Source organism: Cohnella cholangitidis, from assembly GCF_014107495.1.
Taxonomy (GTDB): Bacteria; Bacillota; Bacilli; order Paenibacillales; family Paenibacillaceae; genus Cohnella; species Cohnella cholangitidis.
On sequence record NZ_CP041969.1, the window covers coordinates 1,786,483 to 1,812,482 of the forward strand.

The 26,000-nt window shown below is 50.9% G+C and carries 25 protein-coding genes and 1 pseudogene; 7 read left to right on the forward strand and 19 right to left on the reverse strand.

Translation table 11 applies throughout. The annotated features are described in order from the left end of the window. Positions 1-98: 98 nt before the first annotated feature. Positions 99-431, reverse strand: coding sequence for a tryptophan synthase subunit alpha (locus FPL14_RS08700; RefSeq protein WP_182302613.1), 333 nt, complete (start codon positions 429-431; stop codon positions 99-101). 122 nt (positions 432-553) lie between these two features. Further along, a complete protein-coding gene (locus tag FPL14_RS08705; RefSeq protein WP_229263846.1) occupies positions 554-1,636 on the reverse strand; it encodes a S1C family serine protease in 1,083 nt (360 codons plus the stop codon). Positions 1,637-1,822: 186 nt separating this feature from the next. Between FPL14_RS08705 and FPL14_RS08710 the strand changes: the two genes are divergently transcribed. Further along, a complete protein-coding gene (locus tag FPL14_RS08710) occupies positions 1,823-2,419 on the forward strand; it encodes a hypothetical protein (RefSeq protein ID WP_182302615.1) in 597 nt (198 codons plus the stop codon). Between the two features lie 124 nt (positions 2,420-2,543). Here the strand turns inward: FPL14_RS08710 and FPL14_RS08715 are convergent, their stop codons facing one another. Then, positions 2,544-2,879 (reverse strand): MerR family transcriptional regulator, encoded by a 336-nt coding sequence (locus FPL14_RS08715; RefSeq protein WP_220471225.1) that lies wholly within the window; start codon positions 2,877-2,879, stop codon positions 2,544-2,546. A gap of 158 nt (positions 2,880-3,037) precedes the next feature. On the opposite strand from FPL14_RS08715, the gene FPL14_RS08720 reads away from it, so the two are divergent. After that, positions 3,038-3,265 (forward strand): tautomerase family protein, encoded by a 228-nt coding sequence (locus tag FPL14_RS08720; RefSeq protein ID WP_182302617.1) that lies wholly within the window; start codon positions 3,038-3,040, stop codon positions 3,263-3,265. Next, positions 3,262-3,576 carry a hypothetical protein gene (locus tag FPL14_RS08725; RefSeq protein WP_182302618.1) on the forward strand — a complete coding sequence of 105 codons (315 nt, stop codon included), beginning with the start codon at positions 3,262-3,264 and terminating at the stop codon, positions 3,574-3,576. Before FPL14_RS08720 ends, FPL14_RS08725 begins: the two co-directional genes overlap by 4 nt. A 232-nt stretch (positions 3,577-3,808) precedes the next feature. Here the strand turns inward: FPL14_RS08725 and FPL14_RS08730 are convergent, their stop codons facing one another. After that, positions 3,809-4,201, reverse strand: coding sequence for an iron chaperone (locus tag FPL14_RS08730; RefSeq protein WP_182302619.1), 393 nt, complete (start codon positions 4,199-4,201; stop codon positions 3,809-3,811). Positions 4,202-4,290: 89 nt separating this feature from the next. Further along, positions 4,291-4,842 carry a GNAT family N-acetyltransferase gene (locus tag FPL14_RS08735; protein WP_182302620.1) on the reverse strand — a complete coding sequence of 184 codons (552 nt, stop codon included), beginning with the start codon at positions 4,840-4,842 and terminating at the stop codon, positions 4,291-4,293. Between the two features lie 128 nt (positions 4,843-4,970). On the opposite strand from FPL14_RS08735, the gene FPL14_RS08740 reads away from it, so the two are divergent. Beyond that, complete coding sequence (locus FPL14_RS08740; protein ID WP_229263847.1) at positions 4,971-5,735, forward strand: YheC/YheD family protein; 765 nt, start codon at positions 4,971-4,973, stop codon at positions 5,733-5,735. A 66-nt stretch (positions 5,736-5,801) separates the two neighbouring features. On the opposite strand, the gene FPL14_RS08745 is transcribed toward FPL14_RS08740, so the two are convergent. Further along, entirely contained in the window at positions 5,802-7,967 is a 2,166-nt protein-coding gene (locus FPL14_RS08745) for an S-layer homology domain-containing protein (RefSeq protein WP_182302621.1), read from the reverse strand. Beyond that, positions 7,964-9,949: a GLUG motif-containing protein gene (locus tag FPL14_RS08750; protein WP_182302622.1), complete on the reverse strand. Its 1,986-nt coding sequence runs from the start codon at positions 9,947-9,949 to the stop codon at positions 7,964-7,966. The genes FPL14_RS08745 and FPL14_RS08750 overlap by 4 nt, the downstream gene beginning before the upstream one ends. Positions 9,950-10,197: 248 nt before the next feature. Between FPL14_RS08750 and FPL14_RS08755 the strand changes: the two genes are divergently transcribed. Both FPL14_RS08755 and FPL14_RS08760 read left to right on the forward strand, forming a co-directional pair. Further along, positions 10,198-10,755: a YdeI/OmpD-associated family protein gene (locus tag FPL14_RS08755; RefSeq protein ID WP_182302623.1), complete on the forward strand. Its 558-nt coding sequence runs from the start codon at positions 10,198-10,200 to the stop codon at positions 10,753-10,755. Positions 10,756-10,865: 110 nt separating this feature from the next. Then, positions 10,866-12,260 carry an MATE family efflux transporter gene (locus tag FPL14_RS08760; RefSeq protein ID WP_407644665.1) on the forward strand — a complete coding sequence of 465 codons (1,395 nt, stop codon included), beginning with the start codon at positions 10,866-10,868 and terminating at the stop codon, positions 12,258-12,260. Between the two features lie 81 nt (positions 12,261-12,341). On the opposite strand, the gene FPL14_RS08765 is transcribed toward FPL14_RS08760, so the two are convergent. Beyond that, positions 12,342-13,049 carry a DNA alkylation repair protein gene (locus FPL14_RS08765; RefSeq protein WP_182302624.1) on the reverse strand — a complete coding sequence of 236 codons (708 nt, stop codon included), beginning with the start codon at positions 13,047-13,049 and terminating at the stop codon, positions 12,342-12,344. A 66-nt stretch (positions 13,050-13,115) separates the two neighbouring features. Next, positions 13,116-13,703, reverse strand: coding sequence for a DUF1349 domain-containing protein (locus tag FPL14_RS08770; RefSeq protein ID WP_182302625.1), 588 nt, complete (start codon positions 13,701-13,703; stop codon positions 13,116-13,118). Positions 13,704-14,034: 331 nt separating this feature from the next. On the opposite strand from FPL14_RS08770, the gene FPL14_RS08775 reads away from it, so the two are divergent. Further along, complete coding sequence (locus tag FPL14_RS08775) at positions 14,035-14,577, forward strand: DoxX family membrane protein (protein ID WP_182302626.1); 543 nt, start codon at positions 14,035-14,037, stop codon at positions 14,575-14,577. Between the two features lie 125 nt (positions 14,578-14,702). Here the strand turns inward: FPL14_RS08775 and FPL14_RS08780 are convergent, their stop codons facing one another. The 10 genes and pseudogenes from FPL14_RS08780 to FPL14_RS29820 form a co-directional block, all read right to left on the reverse strand. Next, positions 14,703-15,941, reverse strand: a complete 1,239-nt coding sequence (locus FPL14_RS08780) for a copper amine oxidase N-terminal domain-containing protein (protein ID WP_182302627.1) — start codon at positions 15,939-15,941, stop codon at positions 14,703-14,705. A gap of 54 nt (positions 15,942-15,995) precedes the next feature. Next, positions 15,996-17,354 (reverse strand): phosphoglucosamine mutase, encoded by a 1,359-nt coding sequence (gene glmM / locus FPL14_RS08785; protein WP_182302628.1) that lies wholly within the window; start codon positions 17,352-17,354, stop codon positions 15,996-15,998. A 5-nt stretch (positions 17,355-17,359) separates the two neighbouring features. Continuing rightward, positions 17,360-18,304, reverse strand: a complete 945-nt coding sequence (locus FPL14_RS08790; protein WP_182302629.1) for a glycoside hydrolase family protein — start codon at positions 18,302-18,304, stop codon at positions 17,360-17,362. Next, entirely contained in the window at positions 18,291-19,643 is a 1,353-nt protein-coding gene (locus FPL14_RS08795; RefSeq protein ID WP_182302630.1) for a nucleotide sugar dehydrogenase, read from the reverse strand. Before FPL14_RS08795 ends, FPL14_RS08790 begins: the two co-directional genes overlap by 14 nt. A 28-nt stretch (positions 19,644-19,671) precedes the next feature. Then, positions 19,672-20,475: a response regulator gene (locus FPL14_RS08800; protein ID WP_182302631.1), complete on the reverse strand. Its 804-nt coding sequence runs from the start codon at positions 20,473-20,475 to the stop codon at positions 19,672-19,674. 32 nt (positions 20,476-20,507) lie between these two features. After that, positions 20,508-21,908: a glycosyltransferase family 2 protein gene (locus FPL14_RS08805; protein WP_182303917.1), complete on the reverse strand. Its 1,401-nt coding sequence runs from the start codon at positions 21,906-21,908 to the stop codon at positions 20,508-20,510. Between the two features lie 68 nt (positions 21,909-21,976). After that, positions 21,977-23,146 (reverse strand): HEAT repeat domain-containing protein, encoded by a 1,170-nt coding sequence (locus tag FPL14_RS08810; RefSeq protein WP_182302632.1) that lies wholly within the window; start codon positions 23,144-23,146, stop codon positions 21,977-21,979. 22 nt (positions 23,147-23,168) lie between these two features. Continuing rightward, complete coding sequence (locus FPL14_RS08815; protein WP_229263848.1) at positions 23,169-25,280, reverse strand: hypothetical protein; 2,112 nt, start codon at positions 25,278-25,280, stop codon at positions 23,169-23,171. Then, positions 25,277-25,411 carry a hypothetical protein gene (locus FPL14_RS30280; protein ID WP_267875408.1) on the reverse strand — a complete coding sequence of 45 codons (135 nt, stop codon included), beginning with the start codon at positions 25,409-25,411 and terminating at the stop codon, positions 25,277-25,279. The genes FPL14_RS08815 and FPL14_RS30280 overlap by 4 nt, the downstream gene beginning before the upstream one ends. Positions 25,412-25,704: 293 nt before the next feature. After that, positions 25,705-25,887, reverse strand: a pseudogene (locus FPL14_RS29820) (SRPBCC domain-containing protein); the annotation flags it as partial. Positions 25,888-26,000 lie beyond the last annotated feature (113 nt).

The window sequence follows — 26,000 nt, forward strand, 5'->3', positions numbered from 1 at the left end:
AAAACAGGGTTCTCCGCCAAGCAGATCTAGCTCCCGCTTGATGGATAACCCTTTTGACTTGCATGCCTCTATGGGATCAAACCTGATTTGTTAAACGCTTATAAACTTACCGACTTCAGAAACCGCTCAACGCCAGGAAGCCCATCTCTCTCCAACACGTTCAGCAATTGCGTTCCAATAATGGCGATATCGCATTTCCCTTGCAGGAAAGCCACATCTTCGGCGTTCTGTATTCCGAATCCGACAGCAACCGGCGTATTGGCGAAGCAGTGTACCCGGTTCAAAACTTGGTATTCTCGACAAGCATTCATATAGGTACCGCTCTCCTCCGGATAAGCATCCGGAACGATCAACCCGCGGATACCGATATCCGCGCATTCCCTTACAAGCTCCTCGATCCCATACTGAACCAAAATATTGTAATACGTCATGAAAAGAAAAGACCGGCTTCCGCATTTACGCAATTCCTACTTAAAATGCACTAGGCAGAAGAATGAGTCTCTTCCCACTAGCGCATTTTAAGTCGTAAAGCCATTTTCACGGTAGATAGGGTTTAGAAAGACTTAACCTGCGAGCTACCCAATAATTCCTCCAATACATTTTTGATCGTCGATGTCGGAATGGCAAACCCGATTCCTTGGGCTTCGGAGTTCACTGCCGTGTTAATGCCGATAACTTCTCCTTGCTCGTTGAGCAGCGGTCCGCCGGAATTGCCTGAATTAATGGAAGCATCGGTTTGCAGCAAATGCTCGTATTTATGCTCGCCTTGTTCGTCGGCAATCGTAATCGGCCGTTCCTTCGCGCTAAGCACGCCCATCGTAATCGTATGGTCTAATCCGTATGGATTCCCGATCGCGATAACCCAATCCCCGATACTCGCTTGATCCGAATCGCCGAGCGTCAGCGCGGGAAATGTTTTCCCGTCCGGACTATCTACCTTCAATACCGCTAAATCGAGTTCGTAACTGGAGCCTACGACCTTCGCGGTAAGCGGTTCATCGTAGCCATGCACGGTAACCTTAAGCTCCGCGGCGTCCGCGACGACATGCTCGTTCGTTAGAATATATCCGTCTATATTAAAGAAAAAACCCGTTCCCGATCCTGTCAGCACCGGTTCGCTGCTTCGTTGCTGCAGCTGCTGTCTTTGTTGACCGTTCCCGCGGCCTCCGAAAAGGAAATTCGTCCCGTTCCGCGCCGAGTTGGTTTGCGACGCGTAATTTTCGATTTTCACGACCGCCGGATTCGCCTTTTCATACACGTCCGCGATATTGCCGCTAGTACCGACGGATGCCATAACGACTCCAGAATTCTGTTTTGACGGAGCTCCGCTTGCGCTCGTCGTCGTTCCCGCGTTGCCGCTGAACAGATTTTGTTTATCCGCCGCGTAGGAAAGTCCTCCGATAAGCATTGCGCCAACCAAGAACGACGCGAATAACGTTTTGAACGAAGGGCCGTCGGTGCCTCTGTTATCATGATCGTCGCCCTGCTTAGGCTGCGTACGACTCATTGCAGCCAATTCATTCTCATAAGATGCCTTCATCGTCGATAAGTTCTTCGCGGAATCGTAATGATATACCGTGACCGGCTCGCTTGGGCGATCCGTTTCATTTGTTTCTAGAGTATTATTTTCGTTCATAGCGATCATCCTCCCGTTGCTTTCTATGACTCTATCATGGAGGATGTACCTTAAACGGAACTTAATCTAAACTAAAGGATACATAAGAAGATACGAACAAATGTTTTTATTTATTTAAAAATTTTGCTATATTATACTTAGAAATACTGCTACGAATACCCCATTCTCTTACTATGAGGTGAAGCTGTGGAACAGTTAAGAGAAATGCTCAAGGAAGTATTGCAGGAATCGCATAACGAGTTGAAATCAACGCTTCGGCAAGAGCTTAAGTCTACATTGGAACAAGAACTGCAGACCACGTTGAAGCAAGAGCTTAAGTCTACATTGGAGCAAGAACTGCAGGCTACGTTGAAGCAAGAGATAAAAGCCACGTTAAAGCAAGAGATAAAGTCTACAATGCAGGATGAACTAGCGCCCATTCACGGTCGACTGGACAGTCTGGATAGCCGTATGGCTTCTATGGAAGGTCAAATGCTATCTATGGACGGTCGAATGACGTCTATGGAGGTTCAAATGCTATCTATGGACGGTCGAATGACGTCTATGGAGGTTCAAATGATTTCTATGGACGGTCGAATGACGTCTATGGAGGGTCAGATGACTCAAATTAAAGATCAGTTAGATCGAATGGAACAGGCCCAAAACGAGGATGTCGTATCCATGTTGCAAGAAATAGATAAGAAAATAACGAAGCGTACGGATCGGCACGAGCATCAAATCAGCGTTCTGAATGATAGATTACTGACTGTCGAAGCCGACGTTCACAAGCTGCTAACGACTTAGGTTCTGTTTAAACGATAATACCTCCATCTTTCGATGGAGGGTATTATCGTTTATCGCCTTCTCCTCGCTGTAGATCCATTCGCAAAGAGTGACCACCCTACCTTGAATCGCTCTAACAAGTTTGTTAACTGTCCGATCTATGTTCGGACGGCCGAGCCAGCTTCATGAACGCCTCGTTAACGTTCTTCATCCGAGTCTCCACCTTTTTGGCCGCCGCATCCAACGTATAACCGTCATCCATTAGTTCCTTGACCAGAAGGATCTTCTTCACGCTTAAATAATCGTATTTCCTCGTCGTGCCTTCGGCTTCTTTCACCGATTGAATAATCCCCTTGTCTTCCCAATAGCGGAGCTGCCTTGTCGGCACGCCCGTAATTTCCGAAACTTCGCCGATCCCTACGACTAATTTGCTCAACAGGTCGAAATCGACCAGAAAACTCAATTCCTCATTCGAACTCAATAGGATCACCATCGCTATATGTCTTTGAGCATGATTTTACTACACCCGGTCATGCGTGACAACAAATGCAATTATATTGACAACGATTGTAATTTGGTTACAATTAATGTTGTGCAGATACATTTGACTGCAACTTTATTTCAAAGGAGTTATTAACAATGCCGATTATCAACGTGGATTGCTGGGAAGGGTTCAACGAAGAACAGAAGAAACAATGGATCAAGGAGTTAACCGATGCGACCGTGAATCTTTTTAATATTCCTCCGGATAAGGTGTTGGTCATTCTGCGGGAAACATCGGTAACGAATTGGGGCCAAGGAGGAGTCGCAGCGTCGGACCCGGACTTCTTGGAGAAGAGCAGAGCCACGTCATACGCCGGTTCATGAACATAACGACGGATGAGGAACATTATGGGGATGCGCTGGAACGCGCTTTGAGGCTGATCGAAGTTCCGTCCGGCTATTCTCTAACGAACGTACGCAGCGCGTACCAGAACGATGACGAGGCATGGATTTACCGCTACGAGAAAAGCTCGGGAGAAAACGGAGGGTTGGGCGGCGAACATTATTCGTTCGTTATCCGCAAGAGCGACGATAAGTTGCTTGGCTCTACTTGGCTGGATAGCCGATTGTCCGTTCCTCCTCTACCGAACAAGACAATAACGGAGCAGACGGCACGACGAAACGATCGCCGTTAACCGCGAAGGGAGACGTCTTCCGATAACGATCCCGGGGATGAAGTACAAATGTTATGCCAAACTCAGCGATGACTATACATGGGTCGTTGTCGGAACAGGCGGATCAATCGTCACTTTCGAGCAAGGAATCAAATGAGTTAACGGAAGAGTGACGGAGAAGTGGCTGCACGACGGATGGTTGGAGGGGTAGCAGCCCCTCTTTTTTCCGTCGACGATCATAATGTCAGTATGATCATGGTTTTTTCTTTTTCGCTTTGCTTTCCGCTTTTTCGATATTTTGGGCAACCCTAAATTTCACGATCCTGCTTATTAATTCGTAAGGAAGCGGCTTGTCTATCGGAAATTGCACCGATCCCTTTGCTCCTTTATACGTCGATAACTCCTGCTGGAATGCCTCGATTCCGCTAGCCCCCGGATAGAATCCGATGTGCTTTTGATAAGCCGCGAAGTGTACCAGATTGCCATGCAAATCGAAAGTCGGCATTTGATAGCTAATCTTTTCCCTTGCTTCGGGTGCCGATTCTTTAATGACTTTTCTTAACTGATTAAGAATGGCCTGAACTTCGGAAGGGAATAGGGATATGTATTCATCGGTGGATTCATAAGCGGTTTTGACTTCTTTCATAACTAATCTCCTCTCATTGAAGCACATCGCTCACCTACTAAACAAATTCGTTACGCGATCGCAATCCCCTCCCCAAGAAAGTCCGCGATCTAGTGAATATATTCTTCTCTCAAAATGGAATAATGCGCGCTGTCAACCAATACGCCGTTTGCCGCATGGTTTTTCCGAAGGATCCCTTCCAGGGTCATCCCTAACCTAATCATGACTTTCCCGGAAGCCGGATTATTAACGTCATGCATCGCATAGACTCGCTCTAGACCCAGCACTTCGAAAGCTAATTTCAATATTAATTTTCCAGCTTCCGTCATATAGCCTTGTCCCCAATAATGCCTATTCAGAGTAAAACCCAACTCTCCGCTTTTATTGGCTTCGTTTACCCTGAACTCGATCGTGCCGATCATTTTATTGCTTTCTCGCAACACGATCGCGTATTTCCCCAGATGTTCTTTCACATAATAATTGACTATTAATTGAATCGTTTGATTCCTATCCTTAGGCTTCGCAAAAATAAATCGCGTAGTTTCTTCATCGGATGTGTATTCGAACATATCCTCCGCGTCTTCAAGAGTAACCGGGCGCAATTCGATGCGCTCGCCTGCCATTCGCATATGCGTAACCAACAAATACGTTAGGTTCTCCATCGTTCACTCTCCAGATTAATTTGTATATCCAAAACATTTCCAATTGAAGAACAGTTTTATGCATACCCCTAGACAAGTGCATACTCAAGCATCCGCATCCTCTCATATGCTAGGGAAGTTGAGGGGAGGTGGACAGCATCGGTTATAAAAGCACTTCGATTAGGAGCAAATGGGTTAAAACGAAATGGCTGCTTAAAAGCGCGAATATGCGAAAATACGTCCCTCAAACCTTGCCTTTCAGTCGCGGCAGTCTTAGCAGTATGCTCGCTCGATATTCGACCGTCTATTTCAAGCCAACCGGCGGTACGGGCGGTTTTAATATTATACGAATCCAAAAGCGGGAACAAGGCTATCTCCTGCAACACAACTCGACGAAAACCCGCTACTCGTCATTCAACGCACTCTATCTGCAGTTGAACAAACGCGCCAAAGTTCGCTCCTATTTGCTGCAGAAGGGGATCAAGCTTGCTACCACGAAAGGCAGACCCTTCGACATTCGCGTGATGGTTCAAAAAACGAATAAGGGCACTTGGAAAAATACCGCTACCTTCACGAAAATAGGAATACCGGGCAAAGTCGCGACAAACTACCACCAAGGCGGCAGGCTGGCATTTTTACGGCAGACGCTGTCAGGCGCAGGGTATAGCAAGACCGCTATCGAACGGAAGGAAAACGAGCTGGCGAAGCTCGGCAAATCCGTTGGAAGACTATTTACCACACGCATAAAAGGATTTCGGGAGCTCGGACTCGACGTTGCTCTGGACAACAAAGGCAGAGCCTGGATTCTGGAAGTCAATACAAGACCCCAGTTCTATCCTTTGAAGAATATGAGGAACAAAGCGATGTATCGTCGCATTATTTCCTACGCCAAGAGTTATGGAAGGAAGAAATAAATACAGAGGCTTAGCATTAAGGCTGTTATATCCCGCCTTTTCGCTAAGCCTCCGTTCCGGCTTTCTTTATTTGCTCTTATGCGCCAACAGTTTCAGAAGAACCGTCACGGCTTCCGCTCTTGTCGCCCCGACATTAGGATCGAATCGATTCGAACCTTTGCCCTGTAGATAGCCAATTTTATTAATGGCTGCAATTGCGCCTTTCGCCCATTTTGGAATGTCCTTATCGTCGGCGAAACCGGTCGAGGCATTCGCTTCCAATGACAGACCTGCCGCATGCGCCACCATCATCGCCATCTCGGCTCGGGTAATGGCCGCATTCGGACGGAATGTCCCGTCGGCGTAGCCTTTAATATAACCGGCCTGCACCGCTTGCCCGACCGCGCTCTTCGCCCATGCGCCGATCATCGCCGCATCGGTGAAAGCCGGTTTCGATTCGGCGCCTTGCCGCTTCGCCGCATTCATCAACATCACCGCGAATTCCGCGCGCGTCACGGTATTGTTAGGCTTAAACGTTCCATCCGAATATCCCGTGACGATCCCGTAAGCTACCGCTTGCTTAATCGGAGCCTCGGCCCAGTGACCGGCGATGTCGTTCAAGTTAATCGTCGGTTTCGGGTTTGCCGGAGGTTGCTGCGCGGCGAACACGGCAAACTTCGTAAAGTGATTAACCTTCACGGCAATGCGGTTTCCGCTCACCTTGCCCTCGGGCACTTCTACCCAGCTTTTCTTCTCCTCGTCATAGTAGTACACAACCGCCGTTTCGTTGCTCTTCAGTTTCGCGGAATCGAAAGTAATGGTTATCGTGACCGGATTCTTGAAGTTATCCGGGAAATCCTTCAGAATCTCGTATACCTTGCTTATTAGAACGCCGTTATTTCCGAGAATCTTCTGCAAATCCGTTACATTGTCTATCGTTACTTTTAATGGTTTGTCTGTCGCGTTGGCCGGAATCGATAAGATGATCTCGTCGTTCAAACCAACCTCGCCTGCTTGGCCTGCCGAAAGCGTCAACCTGCCGTTAGTCGATGTAACGAGGGGATTGGTTGGAGCTGCGGAACCCCCGCCGCCTCCACCGCTACCGCTTCCATTCGGCGCCGAGTTCACCGTTACCGTATACATCACCTTCGTCGTACCGTCTTGCGCTGTAACGATAACCTTCTTGCCCGTCGACAGCGTAGTCGCTACGGTCGTTCCGTCCGCGTCGTAGACTTCGAACGTCGCATTCGCTGCGGGCGTGATCGCGGCCTTGAACGCGGTTAAAGTCGTGCCGTACGGAACGTTCGTAATCGTCCCGTTTGCCGATCCTCCCGTGCTGACAAGACCGATCGAAGACGTCAAGGTTGCCGCGCTGCTTAACGGCCCATTCACCGTCACCGTATACGTCACCTTCGTCGTACCGTCCTGCGCGGTAACGATCACTTTCTTGCCCGTCGACAGCATAGTCGCTGCGGTCGTTCCGTCCGCGTCGTAGACTTCGAATGCGGCACCCGGTGCCGGCGTGATCGCTGACTTAAATGCGGCTAGAGTTGTGCCATAAGGAACGTTCGTGATCGTCTCGTTCGACGTTCCTCCCGCGCTCGCTTGACCGATCGAAGAGGTCAAAGTAGCAGAGTTACTTAACGGCGCATTCATCGTTACGGTATACGTCGCCGTCGATATGCGGTCTTGCGCGGTTACGATCACCTTCTTGCCCGTCGCAAGCCCGGTCGCTACGGTCGTTCCATCCGCGTCATAAATTTCGAACGTCGCGTTCGAAGCCGGAACGATCGCCGCCTTCAGCTCCGCCAATGTAGTCACGAACGGAACGTTCGTAAGGCTTTCGTTCGTCGTACCTCCCGTGCTTACGGTTCCTATCGCGGAGGACACCGTCGCTACCGCGCTCGCGGGATTCCATTCCGCGTACAAAGCGACATTGGAAGCGAGCAGAATGGGGTCTCCAGGCAAATAGGAATCGCCTTCCCCGTCCGCTTGCGTGTTCCATCCGCCGAACAAGCTTCCCGTTTTTCTTAAATCCAGCGTTCCCGAATAAATGTCGACGGTTGTTCCCGGCATGAAGGAGGCGCTGTCCGGAACGGTACCGACTAAACTTCCGTTCTTGTCATAGCTAATGAAGGCTTGAATGTCCCGCAAATAAGGATAACCCCCGTTAAGCGAGGAATCGATCGCCCAGCGATCCGCAAAATCCCAGACGTTCAAGCTGTCTTGTTCATAGGTGCTTCTATCTTTCATCTGCGCGGTCGGCTTGCCCGTTCCGCGCCCGAAGCGGATTGCCCGGTTGCTTCCGCATCGTAGAAACTATTCGTGATGTCGCTAGCGATGCTTTTTCCGATTAAACCGCCAAGGTCTATGCTAAACTCGTCTTTTCCGTTCACGGATCCTGAGGCGTAGCTGTTGCGAATTTCTCCGTCAACGCTGTTATCGTTGTAGCCGATTAAGCCGCCGACGCTATAATGTCCGCTCACCGCGGAGGAAGCGTAGCTGTCGTTAATTTCTCCATAATAGTTGAGGCCGATTAAACCGCCGACGTCCCCGGCTCCGGTCCCCATTCCCGAAGCATAGCTGTAGCTGACCTTTCCATAGTAGTTGACGCCGACCAAGCCGCCTATCTCCGAACTATTGATCCCCGTCACGTTTCCCGTAGCGAAGCTGTGAACGATCTCTCCATAGTTGCTCGTGCCGACTAATCCGCCCGCGTCTTTTCCGCTCACGTTCCCCGTGGCGTAGCTATAGCGGAGCGTTCCGTTGAAAGTTCCCGCCAAGCCCCCGATAGAGTTCATTCCGCTCACGTCAGCCGAGGAAAAGCTGTTGCTGATCTCCCTCACGGAGCTGCCGCCGAACAAGCCGCCGACATAGTTGGCTCCGCTCACTCTTCCCGTAACGGAGCAATTTTCTACGGAGGCGCCATTATTGCCAACCAAGCCGCCTACGTAAGATCCGCCGGTAATATTCACGTCTCGCAGCTTCGCGTTCTTGATAGAACCGGTCGTCTCCGTCCATCCGAATAAACCTACGTTGTTCCCTCCGGAATTGATCGTTAGCCCCGAGATGATATGTCCGTCCCCGTCGAAGTGCCCGTAAAAAGGGTCGGTATTGGCGCCTATCGGATCCCAGTTCGGATATCCGCTCAAATCGATATCGGCTATCAATCGATAATGCTTGTTGATCCTCATGTCCGTTCTAACGCCATCCAACTGCTCGGCAGTCGCAATCAGAAAAGGGTCGGTCGACGTACCCGTTCCGGATTGCGGTCCCTCGTACAGCTTGTTGACGGTTTGGCTTACCGTTGCGTTCGAATAGCCCGTTGCCGCTATCGCGAGACTGTGCGTGCCTTTAGCGAGCACGCCGGCTTTGATCGTGATTATCCCCGGTCCGACCGTAAATTGCGTCCCTTCCGTTAACGGGCTTGCTCCGTTCTCAACCGCGGTAATCGCTCCGCGCCATAGAGGATCGTCCGCGAAAGAGATCTCGAGGTCGTTCACGGTATAGTTATCCGTCACGTCCGGGCTTAACGCGGGGGGACTGAAGCGGATCGGATCAATCTCGATCGTCCGGTTGTGCAGCTGGCCCGAGCCGTCTACGAATGCCCCGCTCTCTATCCTAATGGCGTTGTCCGCGCCCGATAACGCGTTTTCGAAATAGATTTCAAGCGTGCTCGAGATCGGGGTAGAGGTGGCGTTCACCACGGCGTCGTTCAAACCTAGCGGCTCGTAGCTGCCTCCGCTCGTCTTTTTAACGGTAATCTTGCTCTTCAGATCATTCGTCGTTCCCGCTTGCATGGCATATACGCTAAAAGTAACCGTCACGACCTTGTTGAGGTCGCTGACCGTCGTCGTGATTTCTCCGCTATCCAGCTGCGGGCTGCGGTAGTAACACTTTTTCGCGACTCCAAATGCGGGATCCGCGCCGCCGAAAGAAGCCGTCGAGCAATCTATGCTGTTCGTGGCGACCTTAGTTCGATAGCCGATCGTAGTTTGGCTATTGTCGTCGTATCCCCAGTACCGGACTTCCATCGTTCCCGGGAAGGCGCAAGTCGTCCCCTCGTCCGCGCAATAAGTCCAACCGGGACTTCCGTCCGGTCCGACGTTGCCTCCGCTTGCCGACGCATTCGCCGACAGCGAAGACGAGAACAAACTAAGTAGCATCAATCCAACCAACAAACGAATCGTAAACCCTCTCAACGCTCGCGCAGAACCTAATTTTAATTGAAACATATTCGTTCGCGGACTCCTTTTCATCCATCTTTCTGGCACAGTTTACCTAGAAGTTTACTGCGGCCCAATAAAAGAATAATGAAAGAATTCGCGCTAAAAGGAACAAAAACCGCGTAGCGTCGTGCCTTCGCGGTTTTTGTCGACTGCGAAAATTTATTTTATTATCGAACGCTGACAACCTGCTGTCAGCTATAGTTGCTTATAATAGCTATTAAAACCGATCTAGAATCCAGAGGTGACCGGAACGAATGATAATCGATAAAATCGTGCAAGTTCACAATCGGCAAGAGTGGAGAAAGTGGTTGAGCGACAATCACGGTACGGAAGATTATTGTTGGTTAGTTTCAACCACTCCTTATTCCGCAAGTTACATAGATTTTGTCGAAGAAGCCTTGTGTTTCGGCTGGATCGATAGCACCAAAAAAGGGGATGGTACTCAAACGGCCCAACGCTTTTCGCCCAGGACAAAAAAGAGCAACTGGACAGAACTTAATAAGGAACGCGTCCGACGGTTAGATAAATTAGGTTTAATGACGGAAGCGGGAAAAAGAGTATTGCCCGACATGAACGCCGAATCTTTTATCGTTCACGAAGAGATCTTGGCGCAATTGCGTCAGGACGAAGAGCTCTATCGCAATTTTCTAGCCTTGCCGGATCTATATGTTAGAGTAAAGATTCATAATATCCAGTCCGTGCGGCACGATGCGGCTTTGTATCATAATCGATTGACAAAGTTTATTGAACAAACTCGCATAAATAAGATGTATGGGCAATGGAACGATAATGGTCGTCTTCTAGAGTACTAAACGTTGAGCCGTCGGCAAATTAAACTAAACTAAGAGGTTCATTGAAGTTGGAATATAGAGTAGAATACAGGTATTCCTTCAAGTCATACAAAAAAAGCAGTGATGATCGATTGAATCTGACAAACGGAGCCCTGAAGAAAAGAACGGATTTTCTGCTGAACAAGTACTTCACGGGAAATTCGATGGATTACAAGCAAATATTCGGGATCACCTTGCCCATATTCGTCGATACCTTGTTTATCGTCCTGATGAGCATTCTGAATACCGCGATGATCAGTTCCTCCGGCGTTGCCGCAATCAGCGCCGTTAGCACGGTGGATACGCTCAATATTTTCATCGTAAGCGTGTTTATCGCCGTGGCTACGGGAGGAACCGTTATCGTGGCTCAGTACAAGGGCAGCGGGAATCGCAGGATGGTCTGCCGCGCCGCCTCGCAGGCGATTGCCGCGGTGACCTCCTTCGCGCTCTTGATTAGCGTCATCGTCATTCTCTTTCATAATCAGACGTTAGACCTGTTGTTCGGCAACGTGGATGACGACGTATTTGAAATGGCGACCCTTTTCCTTATAGGCAGTTGCATCTCGTTCCCGTTCCTGGCCGTGCAGCAAGCCGTCGCCGGAGTGTTGAGAGGAGTCTCCGAGACGAAAGCCAGCTTAGTTCTCTCTCTCATTATGAATCTAGCCTATCTCGTTCTGAATTTCGTCTTCATCAAAGGCTTCGATATGGGAATCGTCGGACTCGCGATTTCTCTGATCGCAGCCCGAGCAATCGGCGCGGTCGCTTCAATCGTCTATTTGCTCAAGTATAACCATACGCTGCATTTCACCTTGAAGAGGCTGCTGAAGCTGGATGCGGGCATTCTGAAAAAGATGATGTTCATCGGACTCCCGTTCGCCGCCGAGCAAATGTTCTTCAACGGGGGGAAATTGTTGACGCAAACCTTTATCGTGCAGTTCGGCACGTTGGCCTTGACCGCCAACGCGATCAGCAACTCCATCGCGATGCTCCTTCAAATCGGGGGCAGCACGCTGAGCGTCGCGATCGTGACGGTCGTCGGCCAGTGTATCGGAAGCCGGGATATTCAGGATGCGAGGAAATTTATCAAATCCTTCCTTTGGCTTTCCGTTATCCTTTTTCTCTTACTAACCGCGATCATTCTGCCTTTATTCCCGATGCTGATGAACTTGTACGCTTCGCCGGACGAGATCGTTCCTGCGACCCTCAAGCTCGTGCTGCTGATCTCCATTGCGCAGCCTATCCTGTGGGCTCTGAGCTTTATCCTGCCTTCGGCCTTGCGCGCGGCAGGCGACTCGAAGTTCACGTCCATCTCTTCGCTGCTATCCATGTGGCTATTCCGGATCATCCTCGGCTATGTACTGGGAATTACCTTCGGCATGGGGATTTTCGGAATCTGGGTCGCCATGGTCGCTGAGTGGGCAGTACGCGGAGCGATTTTTTGGTGGCGTTTCAGGGGAGACAAGTGGTACAGGCATAAGTTGGTGTAGAACGGTTTACGATTGGCAAAAAGGCGGTTTCCCGTGAGCCGAAAACTCCCGGGAAACCGCCTTTCGCTAGGTCAAAAGCGTTTAACACCTTACATGTTTGCGTTTGAAACCGATTTGCCCTTTGTCAATGGCCTTTTGAATATTATCGAAAGCGTTTATGAACTTGCTTTTTGCCTTGTCCCGATTGACCTCTACCGGCCCTACCGTTCTCGCGGTCTCGACCGCGCGATCATGGAGCGGCAAATAAGATACGCCCACCGTGTAAATAAAATTATTCATCGCGTATTTGGCTCGCTCCGGAGCATCGTGAATCGTATTTTCCGCGAGTTTAAGCATATCGGCAAGCTTGCTTTCGGAAAACTCCCCGTCCGGCCGATTACCCAGAAGCCAGCAGTAGCAGCTCCACCCCGCCGACATTCTCAGTTCTTCTCCGCTAGCGATCCATTTATCGGCCACTTCTTGCGCGATATCCGCTTCCGCCAAGGTTACGGCAACCACGAAATCGGACAGCATATAGAAATAAGCCTTATCCATCCAACGGTCAAAATCCGCGGGAGTCATGGCTTTAGGGTCCGCAATAATGCCGGCAAAGTACATGGCGTCGTAGTTCCCCGTGGCGTAGAGCTGCTCGGCCAAAGGTTGATTGATTTTCGTTTTCCTGAAAATAGGCTTCATCTCGCCAGTAGCCACGCCAAAAAGCGGTTCGCGCGCGCCGTTGGATATGTATATTTTCTTGGTTCGTTCTTTGCCGAGAGCCTCAAGCTCCTGCATAACCGTTTCTAAATTCATCGTTTAACACTTCCTTTTATTTAAATACTCTCATAAGTCAACGAGCTATTTGCTTGAGGGGGAACGTTATTTATGGGGGTCCCATTTGCATTTCGTTATCTCCATCTCGCTATATACGGCTTCAAAGGAAGAGTTCTCGGGGCTGCAAGCGTAAACTCCCATTTGAATCTCTCCTCCGCCTTCGAAGAGATGGAAAATTCGCATCTGTTTGTATTCTACGCCATCGTAAGAATTTTCAATGCAGTAGTCGCTCCCGCGGCGGCTAAGCCTGTAAAACATCGTTTTGACGGTAGAATGAATATCCGTAGTCGCCCAGTCCGAATATCCGTTGTTCGTAACCACGCTGCCTAATCGTTGATATTCTTCATTTTCATACTCGATCGATGCTTTAAACCAATTATCGCTGTTTTGATAGATGATCACGCCGCATTGGTCAAAACGCCTTTTGCTGTCAAACTCGGTTTTGACGATAAACGAAAAGTAAGGTTCGGTTATTTTCAATAACAACGCGGGAGCGGAATCATTTCTGAAACCATAGTATGTACGCTGCCAGAAATCGGTCTCCGGATCTGTTTGAATAACGATTTTATTGTCTTGAATGGAATAATTAGCAGGCTCATTTACCCAAAAAAGTTTATTCGGATCGTAGCTCATTGAAGTTCCTCCATTCTGCCCTTAAGGTTTAAGCAAACTTACAATAAAGACTATATCAGATTTCCGTAAGTATTTTTAGTTTCGCTCCCATCTAGCTTTTAATAGATCTTATTTAGATACTTTCACTCCTCATTTCAAAGTTTGTGATTTAATTCACATTATTTCATGGGAATTAGATTTATAATCAAGACATGAAAGACAAGAAAACAAACGAGGATGGTGATCCCGATGTTGAACCAATTTCGATCTCGAACATCGGCGAGACATACGATAAACCGATCATTACAATTCGCCGCTTTCACTTAATACACTAAAATTAGGAGTGAGTGTCATGTTAAAATTATGGAGAGAGAATCGTATAGCCGCAGTCCTCGTCACCATTGTCCGTTTCGTGGTCGGATATGCTTGGATCACCGCAGGATGGCATAAAATCACTGGCGCAACGCCTTTCAACGCCGGAGGATTCTTGAATGGAGCCATTAATAATCCGGTCGTCGATAAGGCAACGGGCGAGGCGGTCTACCCGACTTACCTTGCTTTCCTAGAAAACTTCGCGCTGCCGAACGTTAAAATCATAAACATCTTGATTCCTTGGGGAGAGTTCCTAGTAGGTCTTGGTCTCATCCTTGGTACGTTGACCCTGACGGCCGCATTCTTCGGACTCTTAATGAACTTCATGTTCATGTTCGCCGGAACCGTAAGCACGAACCCTTGGCTAACGCTTCTCGGATTGCTGGTCGTCGTCGCCGGAACGAACGCGGGTCGCTTCGGACTTGACCGTTACGTCCTTCCGCTCCTTCACAAAGGCACGGATCGCCTCTTCCACCGCAAGCCGAAAGATCCGGCTACGGGCGCAGGCATTCTAGCTAAATAACAGATCATAGTTATAACTCTTCGTATGATGAAAGACCGTCGGGATGATCTCAACTCATCCTGACGGTCTTTTCTATGATGCGTATAAAGTTTTTTCGTTTGGCCGGCCCGATCAGAAATGCCTGTTTACTCGGCTTCCCCAACCATTGCAGCCCAGCTTTTGTAGTCATGAATAGCCATTCCCGCATAGCCGGCAAATTGGGAAAGCTCCCGATGCGCGGTCTGCAGCTCTTGCTCCATGTATTCGGCGCTCTTGGCATAGAACGAAACGCGATCGCCCTCCAAGCTTTTGGCGGTCTCCACCGCCACGATCGCCTGCTTGTTAAGCGCGGAGGCTTCTCGCAATATGTCATGGGCATTGTCGACGATCCCGTTGTTCCCCAGCGCATGATTGCGGTAATCCATGATGACGAGGCAATCGAACTTCTCCAACAGCCACGCGCTCAGGCTGTAGTCGGTGTCGGGCACCTTCATGTCAGGAAGCCAATAAGGAACGTCCATCGTCATCTTCAATCCGCTTCCTTCGGCTTCCTGTTCAATCCATCTCAGGTTATGTATCCATTGTTCAAGAATGCGCTTGGAGTTGGTTTGCCAATCGGCCAACAGATACGGTTCGATATCGAAATGCAGGCCGTCGAAACGCGCCTCCTCCCCGACGGAAGCATTGTATTGCAGCGTCCAGGAAATGAAGGATTTAATAGGGGCCCGATTCGTCGTTAAAGCCCACTCGGGGCGACCGGCCAGCGCCTCCACCCGGATTTGCCGCTCCGTGGCCCTTCGAACAAAATCTTCATACACGGCAGGCGCGATATCCCTATTCACGTGAAGGTAAATCGCAGTCACGTCTTGCTCGCTTGCAAAGCTCAGGATACGATCCCGCTCTTTCTCGATAAGGCCGGCGTCCCAGATCCACGTGCCTTTTGGAATTTTCGCCGAAGTCGTCACGACGGCCAGATTGCTTTTCGCGTCCCATTCCACCTGCGCTTGAAAGATTTCGCCGATCAGCCGAAGCGGAATCATCGTACGGTTGTTTTTGGTCGTCGCGGGCGGATCGAAGGCTACCGGCTTTCCGTTCACTTGCGCCACGTTATGGCCGATCGTCAAGAGAACCGTTTGATCCCTATACGCGAAAGTCATCTGGTTCAATCGTCCGTTCCATTTCATCTTGGCGTCCAGCGTTTCGGCTACGAATCTGGCCGGTACCATCGTACGGCTGGATTTACGATCGACATACGGAGGCTCGTCCGGGAAAGTCACAACCTGCCCGTCGACGACGACTCGGATCCGGGAAGCGGCAGGCGCGGTTGGCGCGAAAATAGCGGCGCTAAGGGCGATCGTTAACAAACAGATGAGCCATCTCTTCATAGCCTGCCACCTCGGGAAAAAGTAAAAGCCCCGTCATGGGCGGTTTCGATCTCGTTAAGCCGGATGGAATGCCAGCTCTTCCTTGACGACTTCGACAAGAAGATCGACAAAGTTGGCAAGCCGTTGCTCATCCGGCCCCTCAGCCATGACCCGGACGATCGATTCCGTGCCCGAAGGACGAACGAGCACTCTTCCGCTTCCGCCCATCTGGTTTTCTACCGACCTGACGGTTGCCTCGATTCGGGGATTGCCCGTCAGCCTCGACTTGTCCTCTACCCGTACATTTACAAGAAGCTGCGGATACTTGACCATGCCTTGGGCAAGCCCGCTTAACGGCCGGCCTTCGGCCTTCATCGCGTTCATCAGCTGAATCGCGCACAGCATGCCGTCTCCGGTCGTACTGTAGTCCAGCATGACGACATGACCCGACTGTTCCCCGCCCAGGTTGTATCCGCCTTGTAGCATTTCCTCCAACACGTAGCGATCTCCGACCTTGGTTTGTTTGGCTTCTACCCCTTTGCTCTCCAGCGCCTTGTAGAAGCCCAGATTGCTCATCACGGTAGAAACCACGGTGTCGCGATTCAACCGTTGGTGCTTCTTCATGAATTCGGCCAGGATAAAAAGAATGTGGTCCCCGTCCACGATCGCTCCCTTCTCGTCGACCGCAATGAGCCGATCCGCGTCCCCGTCGAAGGAAAGACCCAGATGGGCCCGATGCTCCAGAACCGCCCGTTGAACCGCTTCGGGGTGCGTGGAGCCGCAATTCTCGTTAATATTCAGCCCGTCCGGTTGATCGGCCAGCACGATCGCGTCCGCGCCCAAATCGCGGAAAAGCCGGGGCGCGAGCCTCGATACCGCGCCGTTGGCGCAATCCAGAACGACCTTGAGCCCGTCGAAGCGTTGATTGACCGTCGATTTCAAGTAGGAAACGTAGGCTTGCCCGCCTTCGAGATCATCCAGTGCCGCCCCTACTTCCGTGCCGATCGGGCGAGGAATCCGATCTTCATCCGCGTCCAGCAGCGATTCGATCTCCGCCTCCAGTTCATCCGACAGCTTAAAGCCGTCGCCTCCGAAAAATTTGATCCCGTTATCCGCCACGGGGTTATGCGACGCGGAAATCATCACCCCGGCATCCGCCCCCCTAGCTTTCGTCAAGTACGCCACGCCCGGCGTAGAGATGACCCCCAAGCGCAGGACGTCCGCGCCGATCGATAATAGGCCTGCCACAAGAGCCGCCTCCAGCATTTCTCCCGAAATGCGCGTATCCCGCCCGATGAGAATAACAGGGCGTTGCCCTTGCTTATTCCGAGTCAATACGTAACCGCCTGATCGGCCTAATCGAAATACCAGCTCCGGAGTCAGCTCCCCGTTCGCGACGCCTCTTACTCCGTCCGTTCCGAAATATTTTCCCATACGCGTTATCCTTCCCTTCCTTCTTGCCTGCCGGACTCCGAGGCTTCCCTCCAACTCTTGAAGTCATGAATGGAGAAGCCTCCATATCCGGAGTACCGCCGCATGAACCTATGGCTCAACTGCATTTGCCGATGCATGCCGGCAGTCCCTTGTCCATAAAAAGTAACGTGCTCCCCCTCGTCGGTAGGGGCCGTTTCCAAACCAATGATCACCGGTTTCCCAGCTTTAGTGCCTTCTTTGATCATCGGCAGGGCGTTGTCTATGATGCCGTTCTCTCCCACGGCGAAATTCCGGTAATTCATGAGCACAACGCGGTCGAGCCGTTCGAGCATCCAGGCCCCCAGGCTCACGTTCTCGCGGGTCGGAACCTTATGAATCCAGAAAGGAAGATCGGCCGATATGCGCAAGGATGCATGCGGCTTCATCCTGTCGACCAAATACGCCATATTGCCCATCCATTGGCGTACGATCTCGTCGCGCTCCCGCTCCCATTCCTCCAGCAGATAAGGCTCGATATCTACGTGGATACCGTCGAACGCGGCCCATTCGCCCGCGGCTTCGCGATAGTCTTCGAGCCACTCGATAAAGGAGTCGATTTCCCGTCGATATTCGGTTAATCCCCAGGTCGGATCTCCTCCCAGCGCCTCGACTTCCATCCCCAATTCATGCGCCTCCTCGACGAAGGCCCGATACGGTGCGAAGTCTTCGGATTTCCGATCGACGTGCAGGAAGATCACATTCACTCCTTGGTCTTCGGCAAAATCGAGCAAGTCGCTTCTGTCCTTCATTAAAGATTCCGTGTCCCATACCCAGGTTGCGATGACTGGCGGCCTTTCGAATTCTCGTCTCAGCATAAGAACCGTTGCGATCGCCGCGCAGACGAGCGCGGCGATCAAAATGATTTTAATGAGTACTGCCTTTCTTGGAGATTCGAGATTAGGCACCGACAAGAACTTTCGCTTCTTTGTATTGGATTCCGGTTCCCAGCTTATGAATGTTGTCCGACTTGATATCGGCAAAAGCGTTGCGCGTATCGATGATCGGAACGCCCATCTCCGCCAGCTCATGATAGCTGAAGCTTCGGTGATTGGTGATCAGCACCATGCAATCGTATTGAGCGAATGCGTCGGGATCGTATTTGACCGAGTGAACGACGCGGTCCTGCTCGTCTTTGAACGAGGTCGCATACGGATCGTAATAGTCGACCTTCGCTCCGCTTGTTTTGAACAATTCATAGATTTCCAGACCGGGAGATTCACGCAGATCGTCGATATCCGGCTTATAGGACATACCTAAGATCAGAACCTTCGAATTGCGGATCGACTTGGCGTATACGTTCAGCACCTGGGCCGTTTTGTTCAATACGTACTCCGGCATATTATCGTTAATCGATTGAGCCAATTCGATAAACTTGCTGTAGAAGCGGAATTCCTTGGCTTTCCAGGACAAATACATCGGGTCGAGCGGGATGCAGTGACCGCCGATTCCCGGCCCCGGGTAGAAAGTCATGAACCCGAACGGCTTCGTGGAAGCCGCCCGAATGACTTCCCATACGTCGATCGCCATGCGATCGCACATCATGGCCAATTCGTTGACGAACGCGATGTTGATGCTGCGAAACGTATTTTCAAGCAGCTTCGACATCTCCGCGACTTTAGGCGAAGACACCGGAACGACGGTTTTGACCACGTTGTTGTACAGCGTGACGCCAAGCTCCTTGCACCGCTCGGTCGTTCCGCCGATGACCTTGGGCGTATTGTAAGTATTGAAGTTGGGATTCCCGGGATCAACGCGTTCCGGCGAGAAGCACAGGAAGAAATCCCGGCCAGCCGTTAACCCCATAGCCTCAAGCTCATATTGAATCAATTCCTCCGTCGTTCCGGGATACGTCGTGCTTTCTAGAACGATCAAGGTTCCCTTCTTGATATATTTCTTGATCTCGTTCACGACGCTCACGATGTAGGAGGTGTCCGGGTCCTGGTTCTCGCTTAACGGGGTCGGTACGCAGATGCTGATCGTATCCAATTCCCGAATCGTCTCGTATCGGTTCGTCGGCACGAGCTTCCCGCTGATCACGGCATCGGCCACCGCGGAGCTGGGCACGTCTTGAATATAGGACTCCCCGCCAAGAAGGGTCTCCACCTTATGTTGGTCCAAGTCGATTCCGTATACGGTGAAGCCGCCCTTGACCATCTCCATCGACAGCGGCAATCCGACGTACCCCAGGCCCACGACGCCTACCTTCGCCGTTTTATTCTGCAAGTTTTCTTTTAACAAGGTGTATTTCATCTATGATCCGCTCCTCGATCTCGCAAGATTATGAGTTTGTCGTCAGTCTCTTGATTTTCCATTCCAATTCGGAAATCGACAGCGGCTTGGTCACATAGTCGGCGGCTCCCGATTCGTAAGCGCGACTTCTGTTTTCCGAGAGCTGCTTGTCCGTCAGTACGATCGCCTTGCCCTCATGCGAATCATGGCGTTGAATGCTGCGAATGAGCTGGTATCCGTCCAGGATAGGCAAGTTCAATTCGGTAATGACAAGGTCCGGAAACGTGCGAACGAACACGTCGTAAGCCTCCTGTCCGTCCTTGGCCTCATAGACGCGATATCCCTTCAGCTCCAACCGAACCTTGATGAATTCGCGAACGAGATCGTCGGGATCGGCAATCAGGACGGACGTCTCGGCATTGGTCGCCGTAAAGAAGTGAATATCTCCTTCTTCCCCTTTGCTTCGGATCGCCCGCTGCAGGAATGCCCCGATTGCGGACTCCGTCGGTTTTCCGCTCTCCGGAAAGCCGGCGACAACCACTTGCCCTTGCAGCAGATGCTGGCTGTGGAGAAAATCCTTTAAAGCGAGGGACGCGTAATGGGCGCTGCCCAAGGTCGCTCCCTCCAATACGGCGCACAGAACCTGATTCGGATCGTCATAGCTCAACTGAACCGATAGAGAGGCATCGTTGCCGCTCATCCGCAATTTCGCCTGTTCAAGCGCTTTGGGGTTCATACTCGCGCAAGGAGCCAATACGACTCCGCACGAAGCGCTCTTCTGAGTCGCCAAATGAATAGAATGCAGTAGCTGCAGCGTGATGTCCTGAATGCTGTTGCGAATCACAACGGCCATTTTCTCCACTCCTTTAATCGATGGGCATGATCTTATTTATTAAAATTGGTTCTAACCATCGTTCCCCACGAATTGTTGTTGCGGAAGAAGTCGATGTGTCCCAAGAACCTCCAGAGAACGCCGACCTGACGATATCCGAGAAACATAAGGAAAGAGTAGAGCATCATCTTATGGAGATCGCTCAGCTTCGGATAGCGGCTGAACGCCTTTTCCTCAATGAACAAAGCGCCGAGGCTAAGGATGAAGCAGGAGAAGAAGTTCACCAGCATAAAGACGGCGACCGTCTTCCAATCCGCCATATTCAGCAGCCAATAGCCGATCATGGCGATTAAGCCGCTCAAACGAAAGTACGGGTTTAACGTTTCGAACAGAATATTGTATGGAAGCGTCAACAGCCCGAATACTTTGTAGCGGGGGCGGAAGATCATATGAACGCCTTCCTCGACCATGTTCTTCAGGTTGCCGCGGCCCCAACGCATCCGTTGGCTGCTTAGAATCCGATACGTATCCGGCGCTTGCGTCCAGCACACGGCATCCGGGCAAAAAGCGACATGATAAGGGATTTTGTTCTCCAGGCAGTAGCGATGCAGCTTGATGACGATGTTCATGTCTTCCCCGGGATATCCGCCGCGGTAGCCGCCAACCGCGATTACTTTATCCTTCTGGAACACGCCGAAGGCGCCGGATACGATAATCAATCCGTTTATGGCGCTCCAGCCGATCCGACCGCCCAAGAAGGCTTTCATATACTCGACGTTCTGGAGGGCCGGCCACCATTGCTTGGGGAACCGGATGTTCTTGACCATTCCGTCCTCTACCGTGCAGCTGTTGACGATTCGAACGTTGCCCCCGACCGCCACGGTCTCTTCGGGATTTTCCATGTACACTCGGGCGATTCGGGTCAGCGCATCCTTCTCCAGCAGCGAATCCGCATCGATCGTAGAAATCAACGGATGGCGGGAAAGGTTGATCCCGGCATTCAAGGAGTCCGCTTTCCCTCCGTTGTCCTTATCGATGAAATACAGGTTCGGATATTCGGGATTGTGATAATAGCCTCTGACTCTTTCGGTTTTGATATGGCTTGCAACAATAGGCTTGATTTCACGGAGCTGGAACTCTTCGATCATGATGTTGGCCGTATTGTCTTTCGAGCCGTCGTTCACGACGATGACCTCGTATTCCGGATAATTCAAAGCCAATAGAGAACGCACGTTTTCTTTAATCATTAACTCTTCGTTATACGCCGGGACCAATAAGGACACCGCCGGTACGTGCTCCGAGCCGGACAGCTTCTGTACGCGATTGTATCGGATCCCCCGTTGAAGAGGGAGCGTATGCCGAATCGATAGGCCGAAGATCAGGAAATAGATGAACGTAATCGCCAATGCGTAATACATGGCGAAGTAGCCGTAGCCTAGTAGAAAGTCGCGCAAGAAGTTCAAGGCTTGCTGCAAATAGTAATCCAGTACCCTCATTTTCGTTTCCCTCCCAAACCTGTTAGCTACACAACCCGATAGATTCGTTTGTTCTTGCCGAACTTTTTCTCGTAATGATAAACCAACGAATTATACCGGGTGAGTCGGTCAAGGTCATGGAGCCGCGACGATAGAGATTGGATATGATCCTCGATAAGTCCGCGGAGGAATTCCCCTTGCGCCGACCCCCTTGCCTCTGCGGCAGCCTCGCACAATTGGGCGATTCCGCCTTCTCCAAGAAGCCATAACCCTTGCGCGCTGGCCTCGGATACCCGCCGGCTTTCATCCAGCAAAGCGTTTCTCATGACATCGATATACGTCACCAGCCTCAGATCGGCGATCGCTTGAACCGCGATGACGCGCACCTCGTCCGTCGAATGCCGAAGCAGCTTCTGCACGACGTTGCGGGGAATAAAATGAACGGATTTCAGATAGATTTCCACGGCCTTATATTGAATGGCGGCGTCCGGGGAATCGATAAGCCGATAGACCGCCGATGCTACCTTCGGCTCGGTATAGTCCTTCAATCCGCGCAAGCCGACGTGTATGAATTCATGGCTCTCCCGTTGAATGAATTCGGCGAACAGAGCCCCGTGGTCGACATCCGCTTCTTTCACCATGTCGACCAGCAAATCGTAAAATCCCTTGTTATGCCTCAGAACAACCTGCACCATGTCCTTGACGTCTTGTTCGTTGCGAGCGCACTTCGCAATCGAACGGGCGATGACGAAGAGAGAAGAATTCCGTTGGTGCGATTGGAGAAGCCGAAGCAAAGCCGGAACGGCTTCCCGCACTCTCATGCAGCCCAAGTGATACGCCGCATCGAGTTTCACGGAATAGGAGCCTTTGTTCAATCGGTCCATGTGGTATTGCACCATGCCCAATCGTTCGCAGAGCTCCCTGCATTTGTCGCGAGCCGTTCCGGTAAAGTTCTCGATCATATCGTTCAAGCGCTCCTGCATCGCGCGTTGCTCCGCTTTGTTCCATGCAAACGGCGGTGGATTCAACGCTTCTTTTCCTTCGATATTGGCCAGGACATAGGTGAAGTAATCCTTGATTTTGAGCTCGAACCTGCGCTCCGTTCCGGTTCTTCTCAGATTTTTGATTTTCAGGGCATACACCACGACGGCGAAGGCCGCATTCAAAGCGATGAGAACATACAAAAATCGGATCGCCACATCAATGTTGATATACACAAATAGAACCCTTCCTTCATGGTTACTTGGATACCGGTTGATTCACCGGTTGATCCGCTTCCCGCATCGCTTTTTGCATGATTCCGTAGCTCTGTTTCGGGCGTTCCACGTACTCGACGTCGATATCTTCCCACCTCTGCCAAGTGTAGAGCGGAAGCTGCGATACCCGATAAGGACCGCTGTCTTCAAGTCCGACGACTTCCTTCGAACCCTTGCGGACAATCCATGGCACAATGCGAACGCCCTCGACCTTCACGGATTCGAATTCCTTCGATCCCGTGTCCGTATAGCTAATGGCGTTGAGCGAGCTAGGATCGCTGAATCCCAGCAGCATCCAAGGAATCCGAATTTCCAGCACATTGCCCTTGGCCTGCCACATCGTCTTGGAATTGTAGTTCGGATCTTGCGGATCGCTCGTTCCTCTCTGCAAATCTCCTACTCCAATATCGCCGAAGGGATGATCGACGCGGGCATCCGGGTGTTCGAGCAAATAATTCACGACCAGCTTCCACGGTTTGAACAGTCCGCTGTCGTCCTCCAATTCTTCGGGATCATAATCCAATATGTTCGATAGCTTGCCATAGAATCGGGTATGGAGGTCGTAGTTGGAGGCAATCATCATCTGCCCTTTATCCTCGTTATCGAGTTCGATCAGCGTTTCCAGGCCTTCGTCCAGCGTCTTTCCCTGAAGCTGCGGCGCATGGCGATTGCCTCCCTTTAACGTATCGAACCCCAAATAAATAGAATGATTAGAAAATTCTAAAGATTCGGATAATTTAACCAAGAGATAGAGATACCCTTCATCGTGAGTGGCCCATATTTCATTGAAGCCTTCGATTTGCATATCCAGCTTGGTCTTATCCCCATCCTCAAGCTTGTCCCAGTCCGAAGCATCCCCGTCAATGCGAATCACGTCGTCCTTGCCCGGATACATGCCGAGCACGCCGAAATGGGATTCGTTCGTGAGCGCGTTGTACCAATAGGCTCGCCGGTCGGGAATGTCGTAATGCATCGTGTTCCAGGTTTTCTTGAACCACTCGTCCTGCCAGGTGAACAAGATCGCGCCGGAGTATCCCTCCTGATGGATCTGACGGAACATATCCGCATCCATCTCTCCTTGCGTCTTATCGTCGTGTCCTCCCTGATTGCGTCCGAGCATCCCTGTATGGGCAATGCCTTGAGAGGCCGGAACGCCAAACTCGGTAATCATGATCGGCATATCGCCGTGGTATTTCTTGAGCTTGCGAAGATAGGTTTTGTAGCTATCCGCTTCCCCTTTATCGTTCTTCAACGTCTGAAACGACTTGTCGAAGGTGAAGAAGTCCGGGTAATAAGGATACACGTGATAGGAGGCAAAATAACCGGCACCCCAATCTACGGCGGCGATGTGCGTCGGGTCGACGCTGACCATATCTTCGGCGACCAGCGGCTCGCCCGGATGTTCGAGCGGGTCGGTAGTCACCCAATTGGAAAAGGCGATCGGATGCTGCCATCCGTGCTTCGCTTCCGTTGCGGCCGTGATGTCGACCATCTCGGCCAACCATTTCTCAAAGGGATTTGCCCCGGGTTTGCTTTGAAAATGTTCACCCTTATAGTCGGCCGCATCCGGATTGTTCTTATTCGTTCTATGCACCATCACCGGATCCCATTCCGTTCCGACGATCCATCCCATGAGATAAGGCCCGGCATTAAATACGTAATTCCCGCTGGCCTTGCCGGAATGCGCCTCGGCTTCGAGATCGATATTTCCATATACCGCTTCTACGGCTTCTTGAATCTCTTTTTCAAACTTCTGTTTGACCTTCGGATCAAAGGCGTTCTGGCCGGCGATCAGCTGCTCTTCCGGGCTCCATACTCCTTGAATGAAGAAGAGCGGATTATCCTGATGCTTCGCATTGTATCGGACCAACGATTCGTAAAACTCCGGCTTCAGAATGGTGTACACGCGGATGACGTTGGCGCCCATCTCCTGAATCATCCCGAACCATCTCATATAATCGTCCTTCGAAATCTCAAGCTCGCCGGGAAAGTGTCCGGGAACGGCGGCTCCCATATTGACCCCTTTAGCAAAATAAGGGTTCCAAGATTGGTTGCGATATTGTTCGATTTGGGTTCCGTTCGTCTTGAATGTCACCTTGACGCCATTGCCGAGCTCGCGCTTTCTACCTTGGCGACAGGAGGCATCAGCCAATACGCAAGCGCTCCGCCCGCGATTGCAAGGACAAGTCCCAATCTGACGAATCCGTTCTTGAATAACTTTTTCATCGCGACCTTCCTCGTGTTTGTCATCATACCAAAAAGGATGGCTTTCCCATCCGGGGGTTGCGCTCCAATAATGTAGCACACCCCAATTAAGCCGTTCAACCAAACTCGGGCCTTCCCGGCATTAATAATTTTTTAGAACTTTAATAATAAATGAGAGAATGCCCGGCAATCTTAAGCGGTTTATTCTCATCAAACCGGAGTCGGGGGAAGCATTTTTAGACAGACGATAAGCGGCGGTCATCTGGAGCATCATTGCGAGGATGACCTATTACTAACTCATACAGCAGACTTGCCAGTTTAGTCTTCCCGTCCAGATCCTCGAAGATGGCTGTCGCCAGATAATGAGGAATTACGGCATGTCGGATGACGTTTCGCTCGGGTTTGACGATCTCGACAAAAACGTTGGTGTTGGGGAACTCAACGCCGACAGGACCGTGCATGATAATTTCCCACGTACCGCCCGGCTTCAGATCAAACTCTCGATCCTCTTTATTTTCTTCTCTATTTAACCAACTTCGTGTTATTGTATATGGACATGAATCACAAATGGAAATGACAGCGCTTTCATAGTTTTCATCGATTGGGGAGG